The sequence below is a fragment of the Mycobacterium sp. IS-2888 genome, from assembly GCF_001954215.1.
GTDB lineage: Bacteria > Actinomycetota > Actinomycetes > Mycobacteriales > Mycobacteriaceae > Mycobacterium.
Window position 1 is genome coordinate 1 of sequence record NZ_MBET01000041.1, and the last position, 25,972, is coordinate 25,972.

Sequence of the window (25,972 nt, forward strand, 5' to 3'; positions counted from 1 at the left end):
TCAGCCCATAGAGATAGGCCCGCCCGACCAGTGCGCACCGCGCCCCCAACGCAATCGCCGCGACGATGTCCGCGCCGGACATGATCCCGGTGTCCACCAGGATCTCGGTGTCGTTGCCGAGCTCGCGGGCGACCACGGGCAATAGGTGGAAGGGCACGGGGGCCCGATCCAATTGGCGGCCACCGTGATTGGACACCACGATGCCGTCGACCCCGCGGTCGACGACGGCGCGGGCATCGTCGAGGGTCTGGATACCTTTGACGACGAGCTTCCCCGGCCATCGGGCCTTGATCCATTCCAGGTCCGCGAAGGTGAGGCTGGGATCGAACATCGTGCTCAGATACTCGCCAACGGTCCCGGACCAGCGATCGAGCGACGCGAACGCCAGCGGCTCGGTGGTCAAGAGATCGAACCACCACTTCGGGTGCGGCACCGCGTCGAGGACGGTTCGCAGCGTCAGCGCCGGCGGGATCGTCATGCCGTTGCGGTTGTCGCGAAACCGCGCACCGGCGACCGGCACATCGACGGTGACCAGCAGGGTGTCGAAGCCGGCGTCGGCCGCGCGTTGCACCAGCGCCATCGAGCGCTCGCGGTCGCGCCACATGTACAGCTGAAACCACTTCCGCCCCTGGGGAACAGCGGCCACGAGGTCTTCGATCGCACAGGTACCGAGCGTGGACAGCGCGAACGGAATCCCGGCCCTGGCCGCCGCCCGCGCACCCGCGATTTCGCCCTCGGTGTGCATCAGGCGGGTGAACCCGGTCGGCGCGATCCCGAATGGCAGCACAACCGGCTGGCCGAGCACGTTCCACCCGGCGGTCACGTTGCTGACGTCGCGCAGGATCGTCGGATGAAATTCGATGTCGCGGAACGCTTGTCGGGCACGCTGCAGCGACAACTCGTCCTCGGCGGCGCCGTCGGCATAGTCGAACGCCGCCTTAGGGGTGCGCCGCTTGGCGATTCGCCGCAGATCCTCGATGGTGAAGGCGGCGTCGAGGCGCCGTTTCGTCGCGTTGAACCGGGGTCTCCTGAATTGGATCAGCGGTGCCAGATCGCGCACTTTGGGCACTCGCCGTTTGACCGCCATGTGTGCAACCGTAGTCGTATGGCGTCGGCAGCCGACCCCTTCGACCTGAAGCGTTTCGTGGACGCCCAGGCCCCCGTCTACCGCAGCGTCGTCGAGGAGTTACGCGACGGGCGCAAGCGCGGTCACTGGATGTGGTTCGTGTTTCCGCAACTTCGCGGCCTGGGCAGCAGCCCGATGGCGGACCACTACGGCATCGCCTCCCTCGAGGAAGCCCGCGCCTATCTGCGCCACGACCCGCTAGGCCCGCGATTGCACGAATGCACCCGGCTGGTCAACGAGGTACAGGGGCGTTCGGCCGCGGAGATCTTCGGTTCACCCGACGACCTCAAGCTGCGTTCGTCGATGACGCTGTTCGCCCGCACGGCCGAGGACAACGGGGACTTCGTGGCGCTCCTCGATCGGTACTACGACGGCGAGGAAGACCAGCTGACCGTGGCTCGGTTGAGGCGTTCCTAGACCGGGCTCAGGATGCGCCAGCCGTGTGCCTCGACGGCCACCGTCTCCACGACGTCCTGGGGCGGGGCCGCCGATCCGGCGACAACCTGGGCCCGAGCCCAGCCCAATTCGTACGGGCCGAGTTCGGACAGGGCCAGCTGGAGGGGCTCGTCGTCGATGTTGAGCGCGACCAGCAAGGCGTTCTCGCCGCTGCGCGTCTCGTAGACGTAGTGCCGGTTGGTCAGCCGCAGCGCGGTGGTCGACGCCGAATGCAGCCAGGCGTGGCGGCGCCGCAGCCCGACGAGGTATTGGTGCAGCGCCCAGATGTCGGTGCCGAATGCGTCCAATTGCACTGGGGGAGAGGCGAACTCCGGGCGGACCGCGTCGTCTCCGCCGTAGCGCTCTTCCTTCACCCCGCGAAACGCGAACTCGTCGCCGGCGTAGACGCTGGGCACGCCCCCCACCGTCAGCTGGATCACCAGCGCGTGCGCCAGGTGCGCGGAGTTTTCCAGCCGGCTGGCAATGCGGGTGACGTCGTGGTTGCCGATAAATGTCAGCGGGGCGAAGCTGGCGAGGAAAGTGTTGTGTCGCTGCAGCGCCCAGTCCAGCTCGAAGAAGTTACCGTCGTTGAGGGCGCTCCAGATGGCCTTCCACAGCTCGTATTGGGTGGCGGAGTCGAACTTGGCCGCATCGACGACGGCGGCGTAGTCGCCGTGGATCAGCTCACCTACGAACCAGGCATCCGGATGTAGTTCGCGGACCTTCGGCAGCGTCGCGGCCCAGAATTGTTGCGGCACAATGTAAGCCGCATCCAGGCGCCAGCCGTCCGCGCCGCGGCGCAACCAGTGCGCCATCACGTCGGCGGTGTACGCGACGACCTCGGGGTTGTCGTGGTTGAGGGTGATGAGTTCGGAATGGCCCTCGAACGTGTGGAATCGACCCGGGCGCCCGCGAAACCAGCCTGCCGCCGCGTCGTTGTGCGGTGCCTCGCGATAGCGCGGAAAGTCGACGCCGACGTGGTTAAACACGCCGTCGAGCAGGATGCGCAGCCCGCGGCGGTGCGCCTCGGCGACGAGGTAGTCGAAGTCGGCGTCGTCACCGAGGCGCGGATCGATGCGGTAGTGATCGGTCGTGTCGTAACCGTGTGTGCGCGAGGCAAAAATCGGGCCCAGCGCGATCCCGGACGCGCCCAACGCGATGGCGTGGTCGAACCAATTCACCAACCGCCGCAGCCGGTGTTCCGCGGGATCCGGCGGCTCGGTCGTCGGAAACGCGCCGACAAACCCCAGGGGATAGACCTGCCACCAGATGGCGTGGGAAACCCAGGACGGCGTCACGTCGCGGCGATCAGCCGACCGCCGCCAGTGTCTGCGAGGCGATAATCGCCTGTGCCACACCGGCAATGATCGCAGCGGCCTTCAACGCTTCCAGGATGGCCTCGCGGCTGATCCCCGCCTCGCGCAGCGCGTGTTCGTGGGCGACCATACAGTGTGAGCAACCGTTGATCGACGACACCGCGAAGCACCAGAGTTCGAAATTCGCCTTGTCCACACCCGGATTGCCGATCACATTCATGCGCAGTCCGGGCCGCAGATCGTCGTAGGCGCCTTCGAGGAAGCCGCGGCCACGGTAGAAGACATTGTTCATGCCCATGATGGACGCGGCGGCCAGCGCGGCCTGGTATGCCTCTGCGGACAGGTTCTCCGCGGCATCCGTGCCGATCTCGTTGAGTACCTGGGTGTTTCGGGTGGCCACGGCGCTGGCCAACAAGGTGCCCCACAGCTGCTCGGAGTCCAGGACGGTGCTGCGGGTGATCGAGCCCAGGTTGAGCTTGAGATCCTTGGCGTACTCGGGCAGGGCAGCCTTGAGCGTCTCTACGGTCATGTCGCGTCTTCCAATCGTGGTCAGGGCCGGTGATCAGGCAGAGGCCTTGAGCAACTCGCCGGCGTCCAGCGTCGGGTCGCCCTTGCGCCAGTTGCACGCACACAGCTCGTCGGACTGCAGGGCGTCCAGCACGCGCAACACCTCGTCCACGTTACGCCCCACGGATCCCGCAGTCGCCGACACGAATTGGATCTCGTTGTTGGGATCGACGAGGAAGGTCACCCGGTCCGCGACGCCGTCGGCGTTGAGCACCCCGGTGGCTTGGACGAGTTCCCGCTTGATGTCGGACAGCATCGGGAACGGCAGCCGCTTGAGGTCTTCGTGCTGCGCGCGCCACTGGAAGTGCACGAATTCGCTGTCGATCGAGACACCCAGGATTTGTGCGTCGCGGTCGGAGAACTCGTCGTTCAGCTTGCCGAACGCCGCGATCTCTGTCGGGCACACGAAGGTGAAGTCCTTCGGCCAGAAGAACACCACACGCCACTTGCCGGGGTGGTCCTCATTGGTGATCGTGGTGAAGTAGTCGCCGGGTTGCTGGGCGTCGACCTTCGACAGGTCGCCGCCGATCAGCGCGGTGAGCTGGTAGGCGGGGAATTGGTCGCCGATCGTCAGCAATGCCATGTCCGCTCCTTATCTGGACTTAATCAAGATTAGTTGTCTTTCCCAATGTTGCCGTGAGCTCGGTCTAAAGTAAAGGTGATATATCCCACTACACTAATAGGTATGACCGATAAGAGTTTTCAGCCCACCCTCGCCGGGCTACGTGCCTTTGTCGCGGTGGCCGAGAAGCAGCATTTCGGCAGTGCGGCAACCACTCTCGGCGTCAGTCAGTCGACGCTCTCACAGGCTTTGGCGGCGCTGGAAGCCGGCGTCGACACCCGTCTCGTGGAGCGATCGACGCGGCGGGTGCGCGTGACGACCGAGGGGATGCGGCTGTTGCCGTTCGCCCAGGCCGTCGTCGAGGCGATGGGGGCTTTCAGCGCCGCGGCCGCGGGGGCATCGGACCCGCTGCAGGGCACTATGCGGTTGGGATTGATCCCGACGGTGGCGCCGTACGTGTTGCCGTCGGTGTTGGCGGGGCTGGCGAGCCGCCTGCCCGCGCTCACGCTGCGGGTGATCGAAGACCAGACCGAGCGGCTCCTGGCGGCGCTGCGCGACGGCGCGTTGGACGCCGCCCTGATCGCGTTGCCCTCCGATGCGGCCGGCGTCACCGAGATCGCGATCTACGACGAGGATTTCCTGCTCGCGGTGCCGCCCGGGCATCCGCTTTCGGGCAAACAGCGCGTGCCCACCGGCGCGCTGGCGGAGCTGCCGCTGCTCTTGCTGGACGAGGGTCACTGCCTGCGCGATCAGGCCCTGGACGTCTGCCAGAAGGCGGGCGTGCGGGCCGACCTCGCCGATACCCGGGCCGCGTCGCTGGCCACCGCCGTGCAATGCGTGACGGGCGGATTGGGCGTCACGCTGATCCCGCAGAGCGCGGCGCCGGTCGAGGCCGCGCGCAGCCAACTCGGACTCGCGCAGTTTGCGACTCCCCGCCCCGGTCGACGGATAGGCCTGGTGTTCCGTTCCTCGAGCGGTCGCGACGAATCCTATCGGCGGCTCGCAGGGATCATCGGCGAGTCGATCAAGGCTGAGCACAAGGTCCGGCTGATCAAATAGCGGCCCTGTGGACCCGGGGCCTCCGACGGTAGGTTCAGCCCATGGAGAAGGTAATCGCCGTACTGATGCGCACCGAAGCCGACGACGATTGGTGCGACCGCCAACGGGGCCCCGTCGCCGACGCGCTGTTGGGGCTGGGCCTGCCCGGGTTGTCGGTCAATGTCCGGGACGCCGCGGTGCGCCACTCGCTGATGACGTTGACGACCCTGGACCCGCCGGTCGCCGCGGTGGTCAGCCTGTGGACCCAGCAGTGCTACGGCGACCAGACGGCGGCGGCGCTGGACCTGCTCGCCAAGGAATGCGAACTACTGGGCGCGTACCTGGTGACGGAGTCGGTCCCGCTGGCCGCGCCGGCCGTCGAATCCGGCACTCGCACACCGGGTTTGGCCAACATCGCCCTGCTGCGCCGGCCCGCGGCCCTCGATCAGGAGTCCTGGCTCACGCGCTGGCAGCGCGAGCACACCTCGGTCGCCATCGAAACCCAGTCGACATTCGGTTACACCCAGAACTGGGTGGTACGAACGCTCACCGAGGGCGCGCCGGGAATCTCGGGCATCGTCGAAGAGTTGTTCCCCGCGGAGGCAATCACCGACCTGAAGGCGTTCTTCGGTGCCGCAGATGACGCAGACCTGCAGGACCGGGTGAGCCGGATGGTCGCCAGCACAACTGCATTTGGCGCCAACGAGAACATCGACACCGTGCCCACCAGCCGGTACGTGTTCAAGGCGCCCTTTGGAAGTGAGGACAGCGGATGACGACACTCGACGACGCGGTAGCGCTGGCGACGGCGGAAAGCGGTCTGGCGGTGATATCCACCGTTCGTGCCGACGGCAGCGTGCAGGCTTCGCTGGTCAACGTCGGCCTGCTGCCGCATCCGGCCACCGGCCAACCGTCCCTTGGCTTTACCACGTACGGCAAAGTCAAGCTCGCCAACCTGCGGGCGCGGCCGCAACTCGCCGTCACGTTCAAGAACGGTTGGCAGTGGGCCACCGTCGAGGGCCGCGCCGAGCTGGCCGGCCCGGACGACGCGCAGCCCTGGCTGAAAGACGCCGATCAATTGCGGCTCCTGCTCCGCGACGTCTTCACGGCGGCGGGCGGCACGCACGACGACTGGGACGAGTACGACCGGGTGATGGCCACCGAGCGGCGTGCCGTGGTCATGATCGCGCCGACCCGCGTCTACAGCAACGGCTGAATTCACCAACCGTTAGGCTGCAGCCGTGACGCTGCAGATCGACGACGACAAGCGGGTACGCACGCTTACGCTCAACCGGCCCGACGCGCTGAACGCCTTCAACGAAGCCCTCTATGACGCGACAGCCGAGGCGCTCTGGGCCGCCGCCGACGATCCCGAGGTCGCCGTCGTCCTACTGACCGGCGCGGGGCGCGGCTTCAGCGCCGGTACCGATCTCGCCGAGATGCAGGCGCGGATCACCGACCCCGGTTTCACGCCGGGAAAGCATGGCTTCATCGGCTTGATCGACGCGCTCAGCGCGTTTCCGAAGCCGCTGATCTGCGCGGTGAACGGCGTCGGGGTGGGGATCGGCGCCACGATTCTCGGCTACGCGGATCTGGCGTTCATGTCCTCGACCGCGCGCCTGAAATGCCCGTTCACCAGCCTGGGCGTCGCGCCCGAGGCCGCTTCCTCGTATCTGCTGCCGCAGCTGGTGGGCCGGCAGAACGCCGCCTGGTTGCTGATGTCCTCGGAGTGGGTCGATGCCGAAGAGGCGCTGCGGATGGGACTGGTCTGGCGGGTCTGCGATCCGGACGAATTGTTGCCCGAGGCCCGTCGGCACGCCGAAATCCTTGCGGCACGGCCGATTTCGAGCCTGATGGCCGTCAAGCACACGATGGTCGAACCGATCCGTCCGGAGATCGCGGCGGCCAGCGCGCGGGAAAACGCCCATTTCGCCGAGTTGATGGGCGCCCAGGCCAACGCCGCCGCTCTGGCGGACTTCAACAAACGCTGACCGGTTATCGCGAGCGCGCGGGTTCGAGTTGGCGCGCGGATTCGATGATCGCGCGCAACGTGCGCCGGCAGCGCCCGCAGTCGGCGCCGGCCCCGCACGCGGCGGCAATCTCCTTCGACGTGCAGGCACCCCGCGCAACCGCGTCGCACACCGTCTGATTGGTGGCCCCCACACACAGGCATACGTACATCAGCGCATCCCCCGCGTGCGCGCGTAAGCCGTGCGAACCAGCCTCATGTTAGTGGAGTCTAACCTAACTAGATTAGCCGAGTCTAACCTAACGATAGGTGACCTAAGTCATGCTTCTGAGCCCAGCCATACCTTGCTGAGCGCAGCCATACCTTGCTGGAAGATTCGAAATCGGCGTGGCAAAGTGCTGCTACAAGCCCGGAACGGTGTGCTTCAGCCCAGCCCGCCGGCCGCGCCCAGACATGACGGCCTTCATACCCCTAAGGAGCGATCGTGCAAGGTGATCCGGACGTTTTGCGCCTGCTCAACGAGCAGTTGACCAGCGAGCTCACCGCAATCAACCAATACTTCCTGCATTCCAAGATGCAGGACAACTGGGGCTTCACCGAGCTCGCCGAGCACACCCGCGCCGAGTCCTTCGACGAGATGCGCCACGCCGAGGCGATCACCGATCGCATTTTGCTGCTCGACGGCTTGCCGAACTATCAACGCCTCTTCTCGCTACGCATCGGCCAAACGCTGCGCGAGCAGTTCGAGGCCGACTTGGCCATCGAATACGAGGTGATGGACCGGCTCAAACCCGGCATCATCATGTGCCGCGAAAAGCAGGACAGCACCAGCGCCAACCTCCTCGAGGAGATCGTGGCGGACGAGGAAAAACACATCGACTACCTGGAGACGCAGCTGGAGTTGATGGAGAAGCTGGGCGAGGAGCTTTACTCGGCGCAATGCGTCTCGCGGCCCCCGAGCTGACCCGAGGCGCACAACCTGCGTTAGCGGCAGCAGTTTGGATCGAGCACCGCTCGCAAGGCGTCCAGGGCGTCCCGCCGCGGCCGGTGGTAGACGTTCATGCCTCGTCGTTCCGACGCCACCAACCCTGCCCGCCGTAACTGCGAGAGATGGTGACTCACGGTCGACTCGCCGAGGCCAACCGCCGCGGCGAGATCGCAGTTGCACACCTCGCCGGCCTCCGAGCTGAACAACAGAGAGACGAGCTTGACGCGCACCGGATCGGCCAGCGCCTTGAGGCGCAACGCAATCTCCAAGGCCGCGCTGTCATCAACGGGACCGGCGGCGACGGGCGAGCAACACACCGGCGCGGATACATCCACGGTGGGCAATGTCTTCGGCATGCCAACCATAATGCCACACCTTCTTGACATATATCGAAAAGGTGGCAATATCGGAGCTGCCGTAAGTTCGACATAAGTCACAGAGGTAGGAAGGGGCCATCATGTCCCGCACTCAGCTCGCTCTCAACGTCGACGACCTCGACGAGGCGATCACGTTCTACTCCAAGCTGTTCAACACACCGCCCGCGAAGGTCAAACCGGGCTACGCCAACTTTGCGGTCGCCGATCCGCCCTTGAAGCTCGTCCTCATCGAAAACCGTGGCCAGGGCGGGATTCTCAATCACCTGGGCGTGGAAGTCGAGTCCAGTGACGCGGTGCACGCGGAGATCGCCCGCCTGACCGATGAGGGGATGTTCACCGAAGAAGAAATCGGAACGACGTGTTGCTTCGCGAAGCAGGACAAGGTGTGGGTTTCCGGACCTGGCGGTCATAGGTGGGAGGTGTACACCGTGTTGGCCGACTCAGAGACGTTCGGCGGCAGTCCAGAAGACGCTCGGAACGCCGACGGCGGCGGCTGCGCCTGCAGCGCACCAGCTAGCGACGCCGAGAGCGCCGAAGCGGGAGGCCGTCTTCCGTGACCCTGACGGGGCAGCAGGGCACACATCCGGCCGTTGTCGAGAAGCTTCCGCTTCTCGACCGGCTCCTGCCCGTTTGGATCGCCTCCGCGATGGCCGCCGGCCTGCTGCTGGGTCGCCTCGTCCCGGGCTTGGATACCGCGCTGAATCACGTTCAGCTGGACGGTATTTCGCTGCCTATAGCGTTCGGCTTGCTCGTCATGATGTATCCGGTGCTGGCCAAGGTTCGCTATGACCGGCTCGGTAGCGTCACCGGCGATCGCAAGTTGTTGGTGTGCTCGCTGCTGCTGAACTGGGTGCTCGGTCCTGCGGTCATGTTCGCACTGGCTTGGCTGATGCTGCCTGACCTGCCCGAGTACCGCACCGGCCTGATCATCGTCGGTCTTGCACGCTGCATAGCCATGGTCATCATCTGGAACGACCTGGCCCGTGGAGACCGCGAGGCCGCAGCGGTCCTGGTGGCCCTCAACTCGCTGTTCCAAGTCGCGACGTTTGCCGTCCTGGGCTGGTTCTACCTGTCGGTCCTGCCCGGATTGCTCGGCCTGGAACAGACCACCGTCCGCACCTCGCCGTGGCAGATCGCCAAGTCGGTGCTCATTTTCCTTGGCATCCCACTGCTGGCGGGCTACCTGTCCCGACGACTCGGCGAGAACGCCAAGGGACGCCGCTGGTACGAGGCGACGTTCCTGCCCAAGATCGGCCCGTGGGCGCTGTACGGGTTGCTCTTCACCATCGTCATCCTGTTCGCGCTTCAAGGTGACCAGATCACCCACCGCCCGCTCGACGTCGCCCGCATCGCTCTGCCGCTGCTCGTCTACTTCGCGGTCATGTGGGTGGGCGGCTACGTGCTCGGGTGGGTGCTCGGGCTCGGATACCAACGCACCACCACCGTGGCATTCACGGCCGCGAGCAACAACTTCGAACTCGCCATCGCGGTCGCCATCGCCACCTATGGCGCGGCGTCCGGGCAGGCACTCGCCGGCGTCGTCGGACCCCTCATCGAAGTGCCCGTGCTCGTCGGCCTGGTCTACGTCTCCCTGGCCATCCGACGCCAATTCGCATGAAAACGCCGGCCGTTCTGTTCCTGTGCACACACAATGCGGGGCGATCACAAATGGCGATGGGATTTTTCAAACACCTCGCGGGCGACCAAGCCAACGTCTACTCGGGCGGCTCAGAACCCGCTGAAGAAGTAAATCCCGCCGCCGTCGCGGCCATGGCCGAAAGCGGCGTCGACATCGCCACCGAACGACCGAAGCAGTGGACATTGGACATGCTCGAAGCCGTAGACGTGGTAATCACCATGGGATGCGGCGACTCCTGCCCGATCCTGCCCGGAGTCCGCTACGAAGAATGGGCCCTTCCCGACCCGGCGGGCCAACCCCTTGAGGCCGTACGCCCGATCCGCGACGAGATAAAGCGCCGGGTGGAAGGGCTGTTGAATCAGCTGGGAGTTCAGCACTAGATTGCCGCTGCCTCACCCTGGGCATCCCTAAGCATCGAACGACGGGAAGGCAGGCATGACGAGGACGACACCATCAGCGATCCCGGCCAGCCCAGCCGCCGAGCATGCACCCGACGTCGCGGTCGATCCACAGCGACGGAATTTCATCTTCGTGGCGGTCTTGCTCGGCATGCTGATGGCCGCGCTGGACCAGACGATCGTGGCGACCGCGCTGCCGACCATCGTCGCCAATCTCGGTGGGGCGGGCCATCAGTCGTGGATTGTCACGAGCTACCTGCTTGCGTCGACCATCATGACCGCGCTGGTCGGCAAGTTCGGCGACCTGTTCGGCCGCAAGAGGGTCTTCCAGGCGGCCGTCGTGTTCTTCGTCGCCGGGTCGGTGCTCTGCGGCCTTTCGACTTCGATGGGGATGCTGGTCGCGTCGCGCGCGCTGCAGGGCATCGGCGGCGGCGGGCTCATGGTGACCGCCATGGCATTGATCGGCGAAGTGATTCCGCTCCGGGATCGCGGCCGCTACCAGGGCGCGATGGGCGCGGTATTCGGCGTCACCACCGTGATCGGGCCGCTGCTCGGCGGGTACTTCACCGATCACTTGACCTGGCGCTGGGCTTTCTGGATCAACGTGCCCATTTCGATCGTGGTTTTCTTCGTCGCCGCGGCGGCCATCCCGGCGCTGTCCGAGCGCACCAAACCGGTCATCGACTACACCGGGATCCTGTTGGTCGGCCTGGGCGCCTCGGGCCTGACCCTGGCCACCAGCTGGGGCGGCACCACGTACCCGTGGGGCTCGGCGACGATCGTCGGGTTGTTCGCGGGTTCCGCGGTGGCCCTGGGGATCTTCGTCTGGGTGGAAAGCCGCGTCGCCGCGCCGATTCTGCCGACCCGGCTATTCGGCAGCCCGGTGTTCACGGTGTGCTGCGTGCTCTCGTTCGTGGTCGGGTTCGCGATGCTGGGCGCGCTGACATTCCTGCCGACCTACATGCAGTTCGTGGACGGCGTCTCGGCGACGACGTCGGGCCTGCGCACGCTGCCGATGGTGGTGGGCATGCTGACCACCTCGATGGGCAGCGGCGCCCTGGTCGGCCGCACGGGCAGATACAAGATCTTTCCGGTCGCGGGCACCGCGGTGATGGCGGTGGCGTTTTTCCTGATGTCGCGGATGGACCCGTCGACATCGACCGTGGTGCAGTCGGTATTCCTGGTCATCCTCGGCGCGGGGATCGGGATGTGCATGCAGACCCTGGTCCTGATCGTCCAGAACACCTCGAGCTTCGACGACCTCGGCGTCGCGACCTCGGGCGTCACCTTCTTCCGCACGATCGGCAGTTCGTTCGGCGCGGCCATCTTCGGCTCGCTGTTCAACAACTTCCTGCACAGCCGGATCGGTCCGGCGCTGGCCGCCAGCCACGCGCCCGCCGCAGCGGCCGCCTCGCCGGCGGCCCTGCACCGGCTGCCGCACTCGATGGCGGCCCCGATCGTGGCCGCCTATGCCGACTCGCTCACCCGGGTGTTCCTCTGGGCGGTGCCGGTCGCACTGGTCGGGTTTGTCCTAGCGCTGTTTCTGCGCGAAGTGCCGCTGCGGGGGATCGGCAACAACCGCAGCGACATCGGCGAGGCGTTCGCCATGCCCACCAGCCAATCGCCAGACGAGATGCTGGAGACCGCGATCGGCCGGCTGCTGCGGGGCGCTCCCGGCATGCGGCTGCGCAGCATCGCCATGAGGCCCGACTGCCGGCTCGACGTCGCCGGGTTGTGGGGCGTCCTGCGGATCTACCGCTATCAGCAGATATACGGGGCGGCCCGGCTCACCGACATCGCCGACACGCTGCGGATCCCTTTCGAGGTGCTGGAGCCCACCTTCGGCCGCCTCGTCGCCGGCGGTTTCGTGCAGGGCGACGGCGACCAAATGTGGTTGACCCAATCCGGCGTCCAGCAGGTCGATTACGTGTATTCGCTGCTGGTGGCCTGGATTCTCGACAAGCTGGCCCGTTCACCGAGTTTCGAGGGCCGGCCGGACCGCCGCCAAGTGGAGGCCGCCATGGAACGCATCGCGCATCGGGTTCTGGCACAACGCGAGTGGCACGACGAACAGCCGACGATCGCCATACCGCAAACGGGCTAGGGCGTACCATCACGCCATGAGCCGAATCGGAACCTTCGCGGACGACGACGTCTACAGCTGGGCCACGAAATCGCCTGACCTTGGCGGCGCCATGGCTAAATTCAGCCAAGCGGTCTACACCAAGAACCGGCTGCCGCTACGCACCCGCGAGCTGGCCCGCGCGGTGATCGCGCACAACAACGAGTGCATTGTCTGCCTCAACACGCGCGACGCCGACGGCCCCGCAGAAGGTGTCGACGAGCAGCTCTACTACCACGCTGCGGAGTGGCGTACTTGGCCCGGCTACAGCGAACAGGAGCGGCTGGCGGCCGAATTCGCTTACCGCTTCGCCACCGAGCACACGAAGCTCCGCGAGGATGAAGACTTCTGGAGCCGCGCCCGCGAGCACTTCTCCGAGGAATTGCTCGCCGACCTCGCGATCTCGTGCGGGCTCTGGATCGGAATGGGGAGAGTCTTACGCACCCTCGATATCGGCCAGGCCTGCAAGCTGACCTTGCCCAGCCGCGCCTGACCGGCACGCGCCGACGCCCTCAATTGCTCCGCGACACATAAACGTCAGCCACGACACGCCGAAAAGCGTCGCAGCAGTTTATGTTTCGCGGGCATGAAGGACACCCTTGCCATGACAGCCACACCGCTTGCCGCCGCGGCGATCGCCCAGCTCGAGGGCGAGGGGGTCGACACCGTCATCGGCACCGTGGTGAACCCGGCCGGGCTCACGCAGGCCAAAACGGTGCCGATCCGGCGGACCAACACATTCGCCGACCCAGGCCTGGGTGCCAGTCCAACCTGGCACGCGTTCGCCATCGACCAGACCGGCATCGCCTTCACCGACGACGTCGGCGTGGTGGGCGATCAGCGTCTCCGCATCGACCTGTCGGCGCTGCGCATCATCGGCGACGGGTTGGCGTGGGCGCCGGCCGCGTTCTTCGAACAGGACGGCAAACCCGTCCCCGGATGCAGCCGCGGAACGCTGACGCGAATCGAGGCCGCACTCACCGAGGCGGGCATCGAGGCGGCCATCGGCCACGAAATCGAGTTCTTATTGGTCGAGCCCGACGGTGCGCGGCTCCCGTCGGTGTTGTGGGCGCAGTACGGCCTTGCCGGCGTGCTCGAGCACGAAGCTTTCGTCCGTGATGTCATCGCGACGGCGAGCACCGCCGGCGTCGGGATCGAGCAGTTTCACCCCGAATCCGGCGCCAACCAATTCGAGATGTCGTTGTCCCCGCTACCGCCGGTGGCCGCGGCCGACCAGCTGGTGGTGGCCCGGATTATCATCGGCCGGGCAGCCCGCCGCCATGGGCTGCGCGTCAGCCTGTCGCCGGCCCCGTTTGCCGGCAGCGTCGGATCCGGTGCACACCAGCACTTCTCGCTGATCACGCCCGACGGACCGCTGTTCTCCGACGGGACCGGGGCCGCCGGCATGACACCGGCGGGGGAGAGCGCGGTAGCCGGGGTGATCAGCGGGCTGCCGGAGGCGCAGGGGGTGCTATGCGGATCGATCGTGTCCGGCCTAAGGATGCGGCCCGGTAACTGGGCCGGCGCCCATGTGTGCTGGGGCACCGAGAACCGCGAGGCCGCAGTGCGGTTCATCAAGGGCGGCCCGGGCAGCGCGCACGGAGGCAATGTCGAGGTGAAGATCGTCGACCCCTCCGCGAATCCCTACCTTGCGTCGGCGGCAATTCTTGGGCTGGCCCTCGACGGGATCCGCCGCGACGCGACACTGCCGCCGGAAGCGACGGTAGATCCGGCAAAACTGTCCGCCTCGGAGCGCAAGCGCATCGGTGTGCTGCGGCTTGCCGAGGATCAGATGGAAGCGATTGCCGCACTGGATAATTCGAAGCTGTTGCGTGGTATCTTGGGCGATGCCGCCGTCGACATGGTCGTCGCGATCCGACGTCTGGAGCATGAGCGGTACGGCACCCTGGACGCCGAGCGGCTGGCGGACAAGTTTCGGATGGCCTGGAGCCTGTGACGGTGTCCGATCCGTCGGATCTGGCGCAGCAGATCGGCCAAGTGCCGTTGATCGATCAGCACGTCCACGGGTGCTGGTTGGCGCCGGGGGACCGGGCACGCTTCGAGAACGCGCTCAACGAGGCCAACACCGACGCGCTGACGTATCCGGGTTTTGACTCGCAACTCGGCTTCGCCGTGCGTAGCCACTGCGCCCCCATCCTGGGGTTGCCCAAACACCCCGAACCCCAAGCATATTGGGAACGCCGCAGCCAGTTTACCGAGGACGAGCTGGCCCGGCTCTTCCTGCCGGCCGCCGGGGTGAGCGACTGGCTGGTGGACACCGGGATCGGCGCCGACGTCGCGGACGTCGACAAGGTGAGCGCGCTTTCCGGCGCCCGAGCTCACGAGATCGTTCGGCTCGAGCAAGTGGCCGAGCAGGCCGCGCAAGCACCCGGCGACTACGCGTCGGCGTTCGAGGAGATCCTGCAGCGGCGAATGACCACGGCCGTAGGTGCCAAGTCCATCCTGGCCTACCGGGGCGGGTTCGACGGCGACTTGAGCGAGCCCTCGCCCGCGGAGGTGGCCGCGGCCGCCGGCCGTTGGCGCGATCGCGGCGGCGTGCGGCTGCAAGACCGCGCCCTGCTGCGCTTCGGGTTGCATCAGGCGCTGCGGGTCGGCAAGCCGCTGCAATTCCACGTCGGCTTCGGCGACCGGGACTGCGATCTGCACAAGGCCAACCCGCTGTATCTGCTCGACTTCCTGCGGCAGGCCGGCGACACCCCGATCGTGCTGCTGCACTGCTATCCCTACGAGCGCGAGGCCGGCTACCTGGCCCAGGCGTTCAACAACGTCTACCTGGACAGCGGGCTGAGCGTGAACCACCTGGGGGCACGATCGCCGGCGTTCATCGCGCGGACGCTGGAGATGGCGCCCTTCCGCAGAATTCTGTATTCCTCGGATGGGTTCGGCCCCGCGGAATTGCATTTTCTCGGTGCGGCCTTGTGGCGCAAGGGCATTCATCGCGTGTTGAGCGAATTCGTCGCCCAAGGGGACTGGAGCGAGGTCGATGCGATCCGGGTGGTCGGTCTGATCGCCCACGAGAACGCCGCCCGCATCTACCGCGTTTGACCCCCGGTGAGACCGGGGTACCCCTGCCGTTATGGCGACCCTGGGGGATGTCTTGGAGTGGGCGCGCCACCAAGTGGTGTCGCGCGTGCCCAAGGCCGACCTCGACCAGCGCGATCCCGACTACATCCGCGACCAGCTGCCCGGCACCTGGCTGCTGGCGTCGCTGTACTTCAGGGCCGACGTGCGGGGCCTGGATCGAATCCCGCCCGAGGGCCCCGTGCTGCTGGTCGGCAACCACAGCGGCGGCAACGTGCCGCCCGACACATTCGTCTTCACGCTCGCGTTCTGCTCGTACTTCGGGGTTGAACGACCCTTCTACCAGCTGGCCCACAACCTCGTCGTCTCCGCACCGCCGCTGGGGTGGCTGCGCAAATTCGGCACCGTCGCCGCGAACCACGAGAACGCCCGGCTGGCACTGGAGTCCGGAGCGGCGCTGCTGGTCTATCCCGGCGGCGACTACGAGGTGTTCCGGCCGTCGTGGGAGCGCCACACGGTCGACTTCGGCGGGCGCATGGGTTACGTGCGGCTGGCCCGCGAGGCGGGAGTGCCCATCGTGCCCGTCGCCAGCGTCGGCGGCCAGGAGAGCGCGCTGTTCCTCGATCGAGGTCAGTGGCTGGCCAAGCTGCTGATGACGGATAAGTTGTTGCGGCTCAAGAGCATTCCGATATCGCTGGCGCTGCCGTGGGGCCTGAACATCAGCGACCTCGCCGGTCACATCCCGCTGCCCACCAAGATCGCGATCGAGGTGCAGGAACCGATCGAGGTCGACGGCGACGACCAGGCGGTGCACGACAAGGTGATAGCCAGCCTGCAGGGCGGCGTCGACCGCTTGGCTGCCAAACGCCGATTTCCGGTGATCGGCTGATGCGCGTCGAACGCCGATGCGTGATCAACGCGGACCGCGACACGGTCTGGAAGATCGTCAGCGACCCGGACTGCTACCCGTCGTTCATGACGAGCCTCGAACGCTGGGAGACGGCTGGTGAGCAGCGCAGCGGGGTCGGCGCGCGCTACACCGTGCACTGGAAGATCGGCTCGGTTCCCGTCGGCGGCCTGGTCGAGGTGGTCGAGTTCGACGACCGTCGCGACTTGGCTTGGGTCGGCATCACCGGGGTCAACCTGCGCGGGCGAATCCGGCTGCGCGACTGCGGGGAGGGCAAGACGAGGGTGACGTTCCGGCTCTCGTATCAGGCGCCCGGCGGCATATTGGGCTACATCGCCGACCGGATCGCGGTACGTCAGGTCGGGCGCAACCTGTCCGCCACGCTGAAATGCCTCAAGGGGCTCATCGAAGGCTAGCTGCCTTCTTAGCCGTCCTTTAGCTGCCCTTCGGGGTGTACTGCGGGCAATATTCCTTGATGCTCACCCCGACGAAGTAGCCGGAATGATAGGCGGGCATGCTGCTGCTGTTCAGCACGTCGGCCGCCACCTGGTTGGGCGTCATGCCCTGGTCGAGTTTCTGACAAACCATGTGACCGGCCTCGATCGCGTGATTGGCCGATACGTGATCGGTGATGCCCTCGGACTTGAGCGCTTTGAGAAATTTGTCGTCGTTGGTATCGGCGTGAGCGGTCGGTACCGCCGCGAACGGGCCCAGCACCGCTACCACGACAGCCACGATCAAGCGAATAGCCATATATGGATTTCCCCCATTGTCGCCGCAGGCAGCGCTGGCAGCATTCGCTGGCAGTGGCCGCGGCCCAACCTCTTTGAAAGCCGCTATCCCCTTTAACGACTCACGGACGACTAATAGCCCCTATCGCCGCGGCCACACCCTCAATCGACAGAGTTCACGCGCTATCCACCAACCGGTAACCGCTCAGACGAGGCCGGTCGCGTCGAACACCCAGCTGGTGTCCCCGGCAAGACCCTCGAAGTGGTTGGGCGGCGCGAAGCTGACGAGGCTGTTCATGTCCCAATAGTCTTTCCAGACAGTGATTTTCCCGTCGATGACTTTGTGGACCGTGACGAACCTCAACACGCCGCGCTCGCCCGTCGCGAAAGTCCAAGTCTCCGAATGCTCGTAGATGGCATCGGGGCCGTTGGATACCAGCAGCCCGTCATGGTTCTCGTAGCCCGCAAGCGGCTCGAGCCCCATTTTCAGCCGTTTCACGATGTTGTCGGGACCCCGCGCCGACAACGCGGGGACCGGCATGTCGGCGTACAGGCAGTCGTCTGCCAGGAACGTCTTCACCGCGTCCCAATCGCGCCGCGAAAGCGCCTGCCACAGCCCGCTGACGACGTCCTCGACCGCGATCATAGAAGCCTCTGTCATAGCGGCCAATAAACCCGGTCGCCGGGCGGATGTCAACCGCGGCTTTACGGCGGATACTCAGCGGGTGACGCCGTTGCGGCGCTGCCTCGCCGAGGAGATCGCACCGACCTCGTCGGCGGTTTTCGGTCGCACAGCACCCCGCTAACGCGACGGCGGGACTGACCGCGCCGCCGGAATCGATCGCCGCGTCACAGCTGCTCGATGCCCGTGGACGGCGGCTGACTAGGTCCTATCGGATCGCCAGCCTCGCGGGTGCGGTGCTTTCGGTGATGTTCTTCGGCTTCGGTGCTTACCAGGTGTACGCGCACAACTTCGGCACGCCGACCAAAGCGACGATCGTCAGCTGCGGCCGTGGCTCAGAGGACACCTGTCATGGCACATGGACCCTGGACGGCAGGACACACACAGGCCGAATTTGGGGAGACGTCGAGGGTCTGCCGGCGGGTTCATCGCTGGATGTGCGTGTGCTTAGTGGCTGGGCGTTCGCGCCGCGCTTCCCGAAGTGGGAGTTCATTTGGGGTGCGATTTTCGCGGTCGCAGCTGTTTGGCCATCGTGGCCCAAACGGCGGCGAACAGGCCACGCCGGGCCAGCACGGCCCGGACGGCATGCCGGCCCCTAGAGCTGATGGGCACACTAGCCGGAGGCCCTAGGTGTCGACCCGCGCCATCGACCGCGCTGGGCCCAGGATCACCGGCAGCGTCGACCACCCCCGCAGCACGCGCGTGTCGCGCCTGCTTCCGGCGCCCGCCGCCCGCACGCCGGGGAAGCGGTCGAAGAACGTTCGCAGACCGACCTCACCCTCGGCGCGGGCAAGGGCGGCGCCCAGGCAGAAGTGCCGGCCCCCGGAGAACGCGAGATGTTTTCCGGCATTGGGCCGTTCGATGTCGAAGCGATGCGGGTCGGGGAATACCGACGGGTCCCGGTTGGCCGCGGCGAGGTAGACCACCGTCAACTTCCCACGCTCGACCCGCTGGCCCGCCACCTCGACGTCGTTGCGGGCCACTCGCGCGGTGAGCTGCACCGGTGATTCCAGCCGCAGGATCTCTTCAACGGCGTTGGGCCACAACTCCGGGCGCTGCCGCAGCGTGTCGAGGTGCTCGGGCGCGTCCAGCAACATCCGAATCCCGTTGCCCAACAGGTTCACCGTGGTTTCGAACCCTGCGGCCAGCACCAGCCCGGCGATCGCCTGAAGCTCCGTCTCATCCAGATATGTTTCGGCAGAGCCGCTTTCGGCTGTTTGGATCAACTGGCTCATCAAATTGTCGCCCGGGGTACGCCGCAATTGCCGCAGATGCTCCGCGAGCCAGGCGTTGAATCCGGCGATTCCCTGCTGCACGGTCCGGTACTGGCGCCACGGCAATGCGATGTCAAGACTCGGTGCGGCCAACTCACCGAATTCCAGGATGCGCCCCCGGTCCTGCTCGGGTACGCCCAAGATGTCGCTGATGATCGCGACCGGAAGCCGCGAGCAATACCGTCCAACAATGTCTACGACACCGGGCTCTTCGGCCAGCTCATCCAGGAGATCGGCGGCGGTCTGCTCGACCCGATCCCGCAACGCGGTGACTGCCCGCGGGGTGAACACGGCCGACACCGTCTTGCGGTAGCGCGTGTGGTCCGGCGGTTCGACGGCCAGCAACGACGGCGCACGCAACGGATGCAGCAGGTCGTCGCGAGCGTGCCGCTCCAGCCATCGCATCGGCGCCGGCAGATTCGATCCGAATATCAGCACCCGGAAGTCGTCGGATCGCAGCAATTCATGGGCGATCGCATGGTCGGCAGTGATGAGGCTCGCCCGGCACTTCACCAGCGGGCCCTGCGCGCGCACTTCGTCGTAGAACGACACCGGGTCGGCCGCCACCTTAGGATCGACGATCAGCCTGCCCTGCAAATCTCCTCGTCGGGCCCCGATCGCCGCGAGACCCCTGATCAACCCGTGCATCGCAAGCCAGTGCAATCTCTGCTTCATGGCTTCAGCACTCGGCGCTGATCTTGAAGTCCGTTGTGACTACCTTGTTGGGATTGCGGCTGTTGATCCCGTAGGCGCTGCCGGAGATGGTGTACGCCCTGTCGGTGAGTTCGACGTGCGCGCTTCCGACGCCGCCTTGCCAGAAGCTGCCGGTGAACCCGTCGATATTGCGGATTTTCACCCACTGGGGAATGACGCGATACCCGCTGAGCAGTACTACCGCTTCCACGTGGCCGTCGCGGTCGGGGATCTCGATGGTCCGGTACGACTGCAGTTGACTGCACGCGGGAGGTCGGGCGCTGTGCGTGGTCCCGTCGATGGTCAGGCGGGCGGCCCGCAGTGGCGTCGTCTGGGCCTGCGAGCACCCGGCGACGCCGGCGACAAGGGCCAAACCGATCGCGATCACCCGTTTCCGCACGGATTCACTCCTTCACTGGGGTCTTTTTCCCTGGGGTTTTCGGCATCAGCGCGGGTAGAGATTTGACGATGCGGCCTCGCACGAGCTCCGGGCTCAGGCCCTTGAACAGGTCGATCAAGCGAATGCCCTTGGGTACGTACCAATGCAGGCGCCTCGGGTGGTGGTAAGCCTGCCACGCGGCGTCGGCGACGCTGGTCGCCGGCATCAGCCGGAACAAGCCCTTCTTTGGCGAGGTGGCGCGGAGTTCCTCGCCTGACATCGTCGACCCGCCGTCGTCGGAGTGGTTGGTCGTCGTGGTCAGGATCGCGGTGTCGATCAGACCGGGAAGGACGTCCGCGACGCGCACCCCGTGTCGCTGCCACTCGACGCTGAGCGCCTCGGTCAGGCCCTTGACCGCGTGCTTGGTCGACGAATAGACCGCGATGCGCGGCATCCCGTAGGTGCCCGCCGACGACGACGTCGTGAACATCAGGCTGCCCGGAGCCCGCTTGAGGTAGGGCAGTGCGCCGTAGGCCCCGGTCAGCACCGCTTTGTAGTTGACCTCCACCACGCGCATGGCGGCGTCATACGGCACGTCCTCGAACCAGCCGGATTCACCGATGCCGGCGTTGTTCCACATCATGTCGAGTCCGCCGCCGGTATTGCCCGCGCAGAAGTCGGCCAGCGCGCCGTCGAGCGCGGCCTTGTCCGTCACGTCGACGACCCGGGTCCACAGCCGCTCGGCGTCCAGTTCCCGGCTCAGGGCCGCCAGGCCGTCGCCGTTGCGGTCCACCGCGGCCACTCGCCATCCGTTGGCGTGGAAGAGCTTTGCGCCCTCGCGGCCCATGCCGCTGCCCGCGCCGGTGATAAAGATCGATTTCACCCAGTCCGCCTCTAGCCCGCCTCGACCACATCTTTGATGCGGTTCAGCGTTTTGGTCATGTCGCGGATGTTGCGGCGCTTGCGCAGAAAGCCGCCCAGCAACCAATACACACCGAGCCATGGCGCCGGGTTGAGGCGAAACGATTCGGTGACGTCCGTGCCACCGCCGGAAGGCGCCAATCGGTAGTGCCAATTGTTGACCGGGCGGTCGCCGAGCATGACCGCGAAGCCGAACTCACGTCCGGGTTCGCACGCGGTCACCTTGCACGTCGTCCAGTACACCGGGCCTATCTCGTTGCGCCGGACGTGGCCGCGGAATTTGGCGCCCAGCGTCGGGCCGGCGGCATCGCCGAGCCACTCTGCCTCAATGACTTCCGGAGAGAACCGCCCGGTGTTGCGGACATCCGCGATCAGTTCCCAGATCTTGTCCGCGGGCGCCGCCATATGTACTGTCGCCGAACCTTCCATGGCCTGATCCAAACACAGCTTTGTGCGCGGTCATAGACCATGGGCAGTCATCGACCATCAGTGCGGGATGCTCGCCTGAATGATCCCGTTGATGATTTGTTTGATGCCCTGTGCAGGGTGCGAATACAGCCCGATCGGAAGGCCCGACGCGGCGCCGCACTTCGGCCATGCCTCGACGCCCTGGTCGGCAAAGACACGGTTGGCCACCGCGATTTGTTCTTCCCTGGATGCGGCCGCCGGGTTACCGACGCCGCCGTATCTGGTCCAGGTGGCTGGTTTGAACTGCAGCCCACCGTATTCGCCGTTGCCGGTGTTGGCCTGCCAGTTCCCGCCGGATTCGCACTGCGCCACCGCATCCCAGTTGGGGGTGACGGGGGTGGCGTTGGCCTCGACGGTGGAAGTAGTCAGCGACGCTGCAACGAACCCGCCGGCCATCAGGGACTTGACGAGAGGCTTGCAGAGTTTACTCATGTCAAACAATTCGGCAGCTGTGTCCGAAGCGTTACCAATTCGAAAATTGGCCGAGATAGGCCGTCTATCAGCCGAAATCGGTTCTCACCAGCCAAAAGGCTGCTTTAGAGATTCGTAAGAAATGACTAAATCAGCCCTGGCAATACGAGCTCGTCGCCAACGAGAGCGCTTGCCGGTCGACGCCGTCGAGCTGGCGCGCCGAGATGACGCCGCTGGTGGCGGTGTCGAGTTGCGGGCCGCACGCCGGCGAATGCAGCAGGCCCCAGTTGGCCGCGATCTGGGTCAGCATTGTCTGGTTGAGGGCGTCGATCGCGCCCCGCAACGCGGGCAGGTCGGGCGCAGCGGCCGGCAGGTTGGACGGGTCGAGCTTCCATCCCGCGAACCGGCTGTATTCGATTGCCTCGGTCGCGTGGATCTGGTCGCGGAAGACCTGGGTGACATAGTCCGGGTCGACGTGCCGGGCGGTGGCCTCGGCGCCCAGCTTGGCGAGTTCTTGTTCCGCGCGGCCCGGGTCCTCGATGGCGCCGTGCGTTCGCCACTTGACGGCGGCCACCGGCTCGGCGAGCTGCAAGCGCTGCGCCGCCGCGTCGACCAACTCGGTCAGTGCGCTGTCACCGCGCGCCTGCGGCGCCAGCGTCGCGACCAGGACCGCCGGCGCCGCGATCAGAACGACCCTTAACGCGCTACTGCGCCTGACGATGGCGTCAAGCGCAGTAGCGATGTTCGGACTCCGACGGGTTATCCGCCGCCGCCAGGGGTCGCGCCCAAGCTGCTCTGCAGGTCACCCTTCATCGCGTTGAGCTGCGCTCCCCAGTACTCCCAGCTGTGGGTTCCGTAGGCGGGGAAGTTGAACACGGCGTTGTGGCCACCCGCGGCGTTGTAGGCGTCCTGGAACTTCTTGTTGACGCCGATCATGAAGTTGCTCTCCAGGAACGTCGCCGGCAAGTTGGCACCGCCCAGCTCGTTCGGAGTTCCGTTACCGCAGTACACCCAGAGCCGGGTGTTGTGTTCGACGAGCAGGTTGACGTTGACCAAGGGGTCGTTCCGTTGCCACGCCGGGTCGTTGTCCGGCCCCCACATGTCTTCCTTCTTGTAGCCGCCGGCGTCGCCCATCGCCAAACCGATCCAGCCCTGCCCGGTGGACGGGCTGAGGTAGCCGGACAGCGAGCCGGCGTAGACGAATTGGCCCGGGTGGTAATTCGCCAGGTTCATCGCGGACGCACCGGCCATCGAGATACCCACCGCAGCGCTGCCGTTCGGCTTGACGCCCTTCTGCGACGACAGATACCCCGGCAGCTCGCTGGTCAGGAACGTCTCCCACTTGTAGGTCGAGCAGCCGGCCTTTCCGCACGCCGGGCGGTACCAGTCGGTGTAGAAGCTGGACTGCCCACCGACCGGCATGACGATGGATAGGCCGGACTTGTAGTACCACTCGAACGCGGGCGTGTTGATGTCCCAGCCGTTGTAGTCGTCCTGAGCGCGCAGGCCGTCGAGCAGGTACACCGCCGGCGAGCCGCTTCCGCCGCTCTGGAATTGGACCTTGATGTCGCGGCCCATCGCCCCGGACGGAACTTGCAGGTACTCGACCGGCAGGCCCGGGCGCGAGAACGCGCTCGCGGTCGCCGTCCCCCCGGCAAAACTGATCAGGCCCGGCAGGGTGACGGCTGCTGCTGCACCGACCAATAGCCGCCGTCTCCAGGCCCGAATCTTTTCGCTCACGTCTGTCATACCTGCCCCTTAGTCGTGTGGTAGTCGGGTGCCCTCGCAGAATTTACCGTGTGAATAGGTCAAATGTCGATTAGGACGCGAAGTAATCTCGCTTTGATATCGGTTAGCCCCTGTCAATCAAGTACCGCTGCTCCGTGGGCCTTCGACCTCGCTGACCGCCAGCAGTGCCAGGCAGCGCGTAATACATAAAGGCTGTCTAATCAAAAGTGAACCGGATGCCGCCCCTCGCCGCGATTTCTGTCGCGGCGAGTCGACACGCTGGCTCAATCTGCGAGTTTGTCCGGGATGCCACACTGGCGCGGCCGAACCTGAACCGACCGCGTAGGCTCTGTCGGAGCAAGCCGATGGAGACCAACCCCTCCTGGTCCGTTCCGGCTCTCACGAATCACCGCACCAGCGGACTTCCTGGTGCGCGCGGTGGTTTGGTCGAGGGCGTTGGAGGCCCGGGAACGATCGAGGTGCAAATTTGGACGCGGTACTAGGGCTGTCACTGACGCCGACCACCGTAGGGTGGGTCCTCGCTGAGGGGCATGGCGCAGACGGCACCATCGCGGACCATCGGGAATTGGCGCTGCAAGCGGGACGCGGTGTGCGCGCCGTAAGCACCGCGGAGCAGGTGGCGGACGAGGTATTGCGGGTGAACGCGCTCGCGGCCGCGGGCGACCGCCACCTCCGTGTCATCGGAGTCACCTGGAACGACCAAGCGTCCGCGCAGGCCGCCCTGCTGTTGGAAGCGCTGACCGACGCTGGTTTCCACAACGTGGTGCCGGTTCGATTGCTTGATGCCGTCGAGACCCTGGCGCGCGCCATCGCGCCCGTTATCGGTCACGACCAGACCGCGGTCTGCATCCTCGAACATGAGTGGGCGACGGTCGTCATGGTCGACACCCATGACGACCAGACCCAAACAGTCGTCAAGCATGTCCGCGGCGGCTTCGACGGACTTACCCAGTGGCTGGGCGGAATGTTCGAACGCAACGGGTGGCGTCCGGGCGGAGTCGTTGTCGTCGGCGCGGACACTGATATCGACGGGCTCTCATGGCAACTCGAAAACGCCTTGCCGGTACCGGTTTTCGCGCAAACCATGGCGCAAGTGACGGTGGCGCGGGGAGCGGCTCTCGCCGCGGCGTCCAGCACCGACTTCACCGATGAGCAACTGGTCGCGCACATCAGTGAACCCGCCGCCGCCGCGCCCGAGCGGAGTCGGCAGCTGTCCTACGCCGGGGCCATGACCGCGTTGGCCGCCGGCACGGTTACCTTCGTCGCGTCGGTCTCCCTCGCTCTGGGCATTCAGCTGGCGCCGGGCGCCCAGCCCGCGGGGCCGAAGCACTCGGTGCACCCACCCACGCCGCAAGTCGCCGAGGCCGTCGCTCCCGCGGTCGCACCGCCCCGCGAAACCGAGCAGGCTGCCCCTCATTCCAAGGCACCGGCCGGTGAGCCGGTTGCGGAGCCGGGCGCGCCGGACGAACAGCAAGGCGTACCGGGGGAGCCACAGCCCGAATCGAATGGACAGCCGTATTTGACCAGGATGCTCGAGCACATCCCCGGCGGCACCGGCGATTCCGGTCCGCACGCGCCGACCCAGCCTTAATCCAAGCGCTTGCCCTTCGGGTGCACCGCGGCGAAGGACACCGTCACGTCGTCGGCAACCTGCACCGAGCCCATCAGCAACGAATAGGGCTTGACTCCGTAATCGGTTTGGCGAACCTTGGATTCGGCGGACATTCGCCACGAATCACCGAGATCCTCCGTGCGCAAGTCGATTACGTGCTCTCGCGACTTTCCATTGATGTGCAGCTCGCCGGTGAGACGGTACCCGTCGCCGGTCTTGACGATGGCCTCGATATTGGCAGCGGCATCGGCGGCGAATCGGATCTCCGGAAATCGCCCGGCGTCCAACGACTTCAACGCGTTGGACCGGACCAACGCCTTCTCGGCACCGGACAGACCTTTGACGCCGCCCTCGCCGCGCAGCACCTCGAACGAATCCGTCTCGACCGCGAGCTGGACGGCGACGGGCTCGGCACCGGCCCAGCTCACCGTCGCGTGCCACCGCGTCATCGCGATAGTGAGCCGATGACCCATCCGCGCGGCTCTGCCCTTGACGCCGGTACGAAGTAACAGCTCCCCGTCGGATGCGTCCAGGGCCCACCGGTCGGTCACGGACCGACCCTATCC

Annotated in this window: 30 protein-coding genes and 1 pseudogene; 15 read left to right on the forward strand and 16 right to left on the reverse strand. The window is 66.1% G+C overall.

What is annotated here, in order from left to right:
* A partial coding sequence (locus tag A5745_RS06455) for an alpha-hydroxy acid oxidase (RefSeq protein WP_076115512.1) occupies positions 1-1,087 on the reverse strand: 1,087 nt, incomplete at its 3' end.
* 18 nt (positions 1,088-1,105) lie between these two features.
* Here A5745_RS06455 and A5745_RS06460 point away from each other — a divergent pair.
* Complete coding sequence (locus A5745_RS06460; protein ID WP_076115513.1) at positions 1,106-1,543, forward strand: DUF1810 domain-containing protein; 438 nt, start codon at positions 1,106-1,108, stop codon at positions 1,541-1,543.
* Here A5745_RS06460 and A5745_RS06465 read toward each other — a convergent pair.
* The 3 genes from A5745_RS06465 to A5745_RS06475 are packed head-to-tail and all read right to left on the reverse strand — an operon-like array spanning position 1,540 to position 4,027.
* Positions 1,540-2,859 (reverse strand): alpha-amylase family protein, encoded by a 1,320-nt coding sequence (locus A5745_RS06465; RefSeq protein ID WP_076058023.1) that lies wholly within the window; start codon positions 2,857-2,859, stop codon positions 1,540-1,542. The genes A5745_RS06460 and A5745_RS06465 overlap by 4 nt on opposite strands.
* Positions 2,860-2,869: 10 nt before the next feature.
* Positions 2,870-3,406, reverse strand: a complete 537-nt coding sequence (locus A5745_RS06470; RefSeq protein WP_076115514.1) for an alkyl hydroperoxide reductase — start codon at positions 3,404-3,406, stop codon at positions 2,870-2,872.
* A gap of 33 nt (positions 3,407-3,439) precedes the next feature.
* Positions 3,440-4,027, reverse strand: a complete 588-nt coding sequence (locus A5745_RS06475) for a peroxiredoxin (RefSeq protein ID WP_076058019.1) — start codon at positions 4,025-4,027, stop codon at positions 3,440-3,442.
* A gap of 102 nt (positions 4,028-4,129) precedes the next feature.
* On the opposite strand from A5745_RS06475, the gene A5745_RS06480 reads away from it, so the two are divergent.
* Genes A5745_RS06480 through A5745_RS06495 form a run of 4 tightly spaced genes read left to right on the forward strand, consistent with a single transcriptional unit; the run spans position 4,130 to position 7,035 of the window.
* Positions 4,130-5,065 carry a hydrogen peroxide-inducible genes activator gene (locus A5745_RS06480; protein ID WP_076058017.1) on the forward strand — a complete coding sequence of 312 codons (936 nt, stop codon included), beginning with the start codon at positions 4,130-4,132 and terminating at the stop codon, positions 5,063-5,065.
* A gap of 41 nt (positions 5,066-5,106) precedes the next feature.
* Complete coding sequence (locus A5745_RS06485; RefSeq protein ID WP_076115515.1) at positions 5,107-5,820, forward strand: EthD domain-containing protein; 714 nt, start codon at positions 5,107-5,109, stop codon at positions 5,818-5,820.
* Entirely contained in the window at positions 5,817-6,260 is a 444-nt protein-coding gene (locus tag A5745_RS06490) for a TIGR03618 family F420-dependent PPOX class oxidoreductase (protein ID WP_076058014.1), read from the forward strand. Before A5745_RS06485 ends, A5745_RS06490 begins: the two co-directional genes overlap by 4 nt.
* Positions 6,261-6,285: 25 nt before the next feature.
* Positions 6,286-7,035 (forward strand): enoyl-CoA hydratase/isomerase family protein, encoded by a 750-nt coding sequence (locus tag A5745_RS06495; RefSeq protein WP_076058011.1) that lies wholly within the window; start codon positions 6,286-6,288, stop codon positions 7,033-7,035.
* Between the two features lie 4 nt (positions 7,036-7,039).
* On the opposite strand, the gene A5745_RS06500 is transcribed toward A5745_RS06495, so the two are convergent.
* Complete coding sequence (locus A5745_RS06500; RefSeq protein WP_076058009.1) at positions 7,040-7,225, reverse strand: bacterioferritin-associated ferredoxin; 186 nt, start codon at positions 7,223-7,225, stop codon at positions 7,040-7,042.
* Positions 7,226-7,497: 272 nt separating this feature from the next.
* Here A5745_RS06500 and bfr point away from each other — a divergent pair, with 272 nt between their 5' ends.
* The gene (gene bfr / locus A5745_RS06505) at positions 7,498-7,977 is read left to right on the forward strand and encodes a bacterioferritin (RefSeq protein ID WP_076058007.1); all 480 of its coding nucleotides are present in this window, start codon (positions 7,498-7,500) and stop codon (positions 7,975-7,977) included.
* A 20-nt stretch (positions 7,978-7,997) separates the two neighbouring features.
* On the opposite strand, the gene A5745_RS06510 is transcribed toward bfr, so the two are convergent.
* The gene (locus A5745_RS06510; RefSeq protein ID WP_076058005.1) at positions 7,998-8,357 is read right to left on the reverse strand and encodes an Rv2640c family ArsR-like transcriptional regulator; all 360 of its coding nucleotides are present in this window, start codon (positions 8,355-8,357) and stop codon (positions 7,998-8,000) included.
* 101 nt (positions 8,358-8,458) lie between these two features.
* Here A5745_RS06510 and A5745_RS06515 point away from each other — a divergent pair, with 101 nt between their 5' ends.
* From A5745_RS06515 to A5745_RS06555, 8 genes and pseudogenes are all read left to right on the forward strand, one after another.
* Complete coding sequence (locus tag A5745_RS06515; RefSeq protein ID WP_076115516.1) at positions 8,459-8,935, forward strand: ArsI/CadI family heavy metal resistance metalloenzyme; 477 nt, start codon at positions 8,459-8,461, stop codon at positions 8,933-8,935.
* Positions 8,932-10,397 (forward strand): annotated as a pseudogene (arsB, locus tag A5745_RS06520) (ACR3 family arsenite efflux transporter). The gene A5745_RS06515 and the pseudogene arsB overlap by 4 nt, the downstream one beginning before the upstream one ends.
* 55 nt (positions 10,398-10,452) lie before the next feature.
* A complete protein-coding gene (locus tag A5745_RS06530) occupies positions 10,453-12,519 on the forward strand; it encodes an MDR family MFS transporter (RefSeq protein ID WP_076115518.1) in 2,067 nt (688 codons plus the stop codon).
* A 16-nt stretch (positions 12,520-12,535) separates the two neighbouring features.
* Positions 12,536-13,030, forward strand: coding sequence for a carboxymuconolactone decarboxylase family protein (locus A5745_RS06535; protein WP_076057998.1), 495 nt, complete (start codon positions 12,536-12,538; stop codon positions 13,028-13,030).
* 111 nt (positions 13,031-13,141) lie between these two features.
* Entirely contained in the window at positions 13,142-14,494 is a 1,353-nt protein-coding gene (locus A5745_RS06540) for a glutamine synthetase family protein (protein WP_076057997.1), read from the forward strand.
* Positions 14,491-15,603 (forward strand): amidohydrolase family protein, encoded by a 1,113-nt coding sequence (locus A5745_RS06545; RefSeq protein ID WP_076115519.1) that lies wholly within the window; start codon positions 14,491-14,493, stop codon positions 15,601-15,603. The genes A5745_RS06540 and A5745_RS06545 overlap by 4 nt, the downstream gene beginning before the upstream one ends.
* A gap of 31 nt (positions 15,604-15,634) precedes the next feature.
* Positions 15,635-16,468: a lysophospholipid acyltransferase family protein gene (locus tag A5745_RS06550; protein ID WP_076057995.1), complete on the forward strand. Its 834-nt coding sequence runs from the start codon at positions 15,635-15,637 to the stop codon at positions 16,466-16,468.
* Positions 16,468-16,902, forward strand: coding sequence for an SRPBCC family protein (locus tag A5745_RS06555; protein WP_076115520.1), 435 nt, complete (start codon positions 16,468-16,470; stop codon positions 16,900-16,902). The genes A5745_RS06550 and A5745_RS06555 overlap by 1 nt, the downstream gene beginning before the upstream one ends.
* Before the next feature lie 19 nt (positions 16,903-16,921).
* Here A5745_RS06555 and A5745_RS06560 read toward each other — a convergent pair whose 3' ends face one another.
* The 9 genes from A5745_RS06560 to A5745_RS06600 all read right to left on the reverse strand — a co-directional run bounded on the left by A5745_RS06560 (position 16,922) and on the right by A5745_RS06600 (position 23,794).
* Positions 16,922-17,221, reverse strand: a complete 300-nt coding sequence (locus A5745_RS06560) for a DUF732 domain-containing protein (protein ID WP_254848504.1) — start codon at positions 17,219-17,221, stop codon at positions 16,922-16,924.
* A 201-nt stretch (positions 17,222-17,422) separates the two neighbouring features.
* Complete coding sequence (locus tag A5745_RS06565) at positions 17,423-17,863, reverse strand: nuclear transport factor 2 family protein (RefSeq protein ID WP_076057992.1); 441 nt, start codon at positions 17,861-17,863, stop codon at positions 17,423-17,425.
* 662 nt (positions 17,864-18,525) lie between these two features.
* On the reverse strand, positions 18,526-19,848 hold the full coding sequence (locus tag A5745_RS06570) for a cytochrome P450 (protein WP_076115522.1): 1,323 nt from the start codon (positions 19,846-19,848) through the stop codon (positions 18,526-18,528).
* A gap of 4 nt (positions 19,849-19,852) precedes the next feature.
* A complete protein-coding gene (locus tag A5745_RS06575) occupies positions 19,853-20,266 on the reverse strand; it encodes a lipoprotein LpqH (protein ID WP_076115523.1) in 414 nt (137 codons plus the stop codon).
* Between the two features lie 4 nt (positions 20,267-20,270).
* A complete protein-coding gene (locus tag A5745_RS06580; protein WP_076115524.1) occupies positions 20,271-21,128 on the reverse strand; it encodes an SDR family oxidoreductase in 858 nt (285 codons plus the stop codon).
* Positions 21,129-21,139: 11 nt separating this feature from the next.
* Positions 21,140-21,613 carry an SRPBCC family protein gene (locus A5745_RS06585; protein ID WP_175611372.1) on the reverse strand — a complete coding sequence of 158 codons (474 nt, stop codon included), beginning with the start codon at positions 21,611-21,613 and terminating at the stop codon, positions 21,140-21,142.
* 39 nt (positions 21,614-21,652) lie between these two features.
* Entirely contained in the window at positions 21,653-22,066 is a 414-nt protein-coding gene (rpfC, locus tag A5745_RS06590; RefSeq protein WP_076057987.1) for a resuscitation-promoting factor RpfC, read from the reverse strand.
* A 130-nt stretch (positions 22,067-22,196) separates the two neighbouring features.
* Entirely contained in the window at positions 22,197-22,766 is a 570-nt protein-coding gene (locus A5745_RS06595; RefSeq protein WP_083662759.1) for a chorismate mutase, read from the reverse strand.
* A gap of 38 nt (positions 22,767-22,804) precedes the next feature.
* The gene (locus tag A5745_RS06600; RefSeq protein WP_076115527.1) at positions 22,805-23,794 is read right to left on the reverse strand and encodes an esterase family protein; all 990 of its coding nucleotides are present in this window, start codon (positions 23,792-23,794) and stop codon (positions 22,805-22,807) included.
* 466 nt (positions 23,795-24,260) lie between these two features.
* Between A5745_RS06600 and A5745_RS06605 the strand changes: the two genes are divergently transcribed.
* Positions 24,261-25,385 (forward strand): hypothetical protein, encoded by a 1,125-nt coding sequence (locus A5745_RS06605; protein ID WP_076057984.1) that lies wholly within the window; start codon positions 24,261-24,263, stop codon positions 25,383-25,385.
* On the opposite strand, the gene A5745_RS06610 is transcribed toward A5745_RS06605, so the two are convergent.
* Positions 25,382-25,957: a YceI family protein gene (locus tag A5745_RS06610; RefSeq protein ID WP_076057983.1), complete on the reverse strand. Its 576-nt coding sequence runs from the start codon at positions 25,955-25,957 to the stop codon at positions 25,382-25,384. The genes A5745_RS06605 and A5745_RS06610 overlap by 4 nt on opposite strands.
* Positions 25,958-25,972 lie beyond the last annotated feature (15 nt).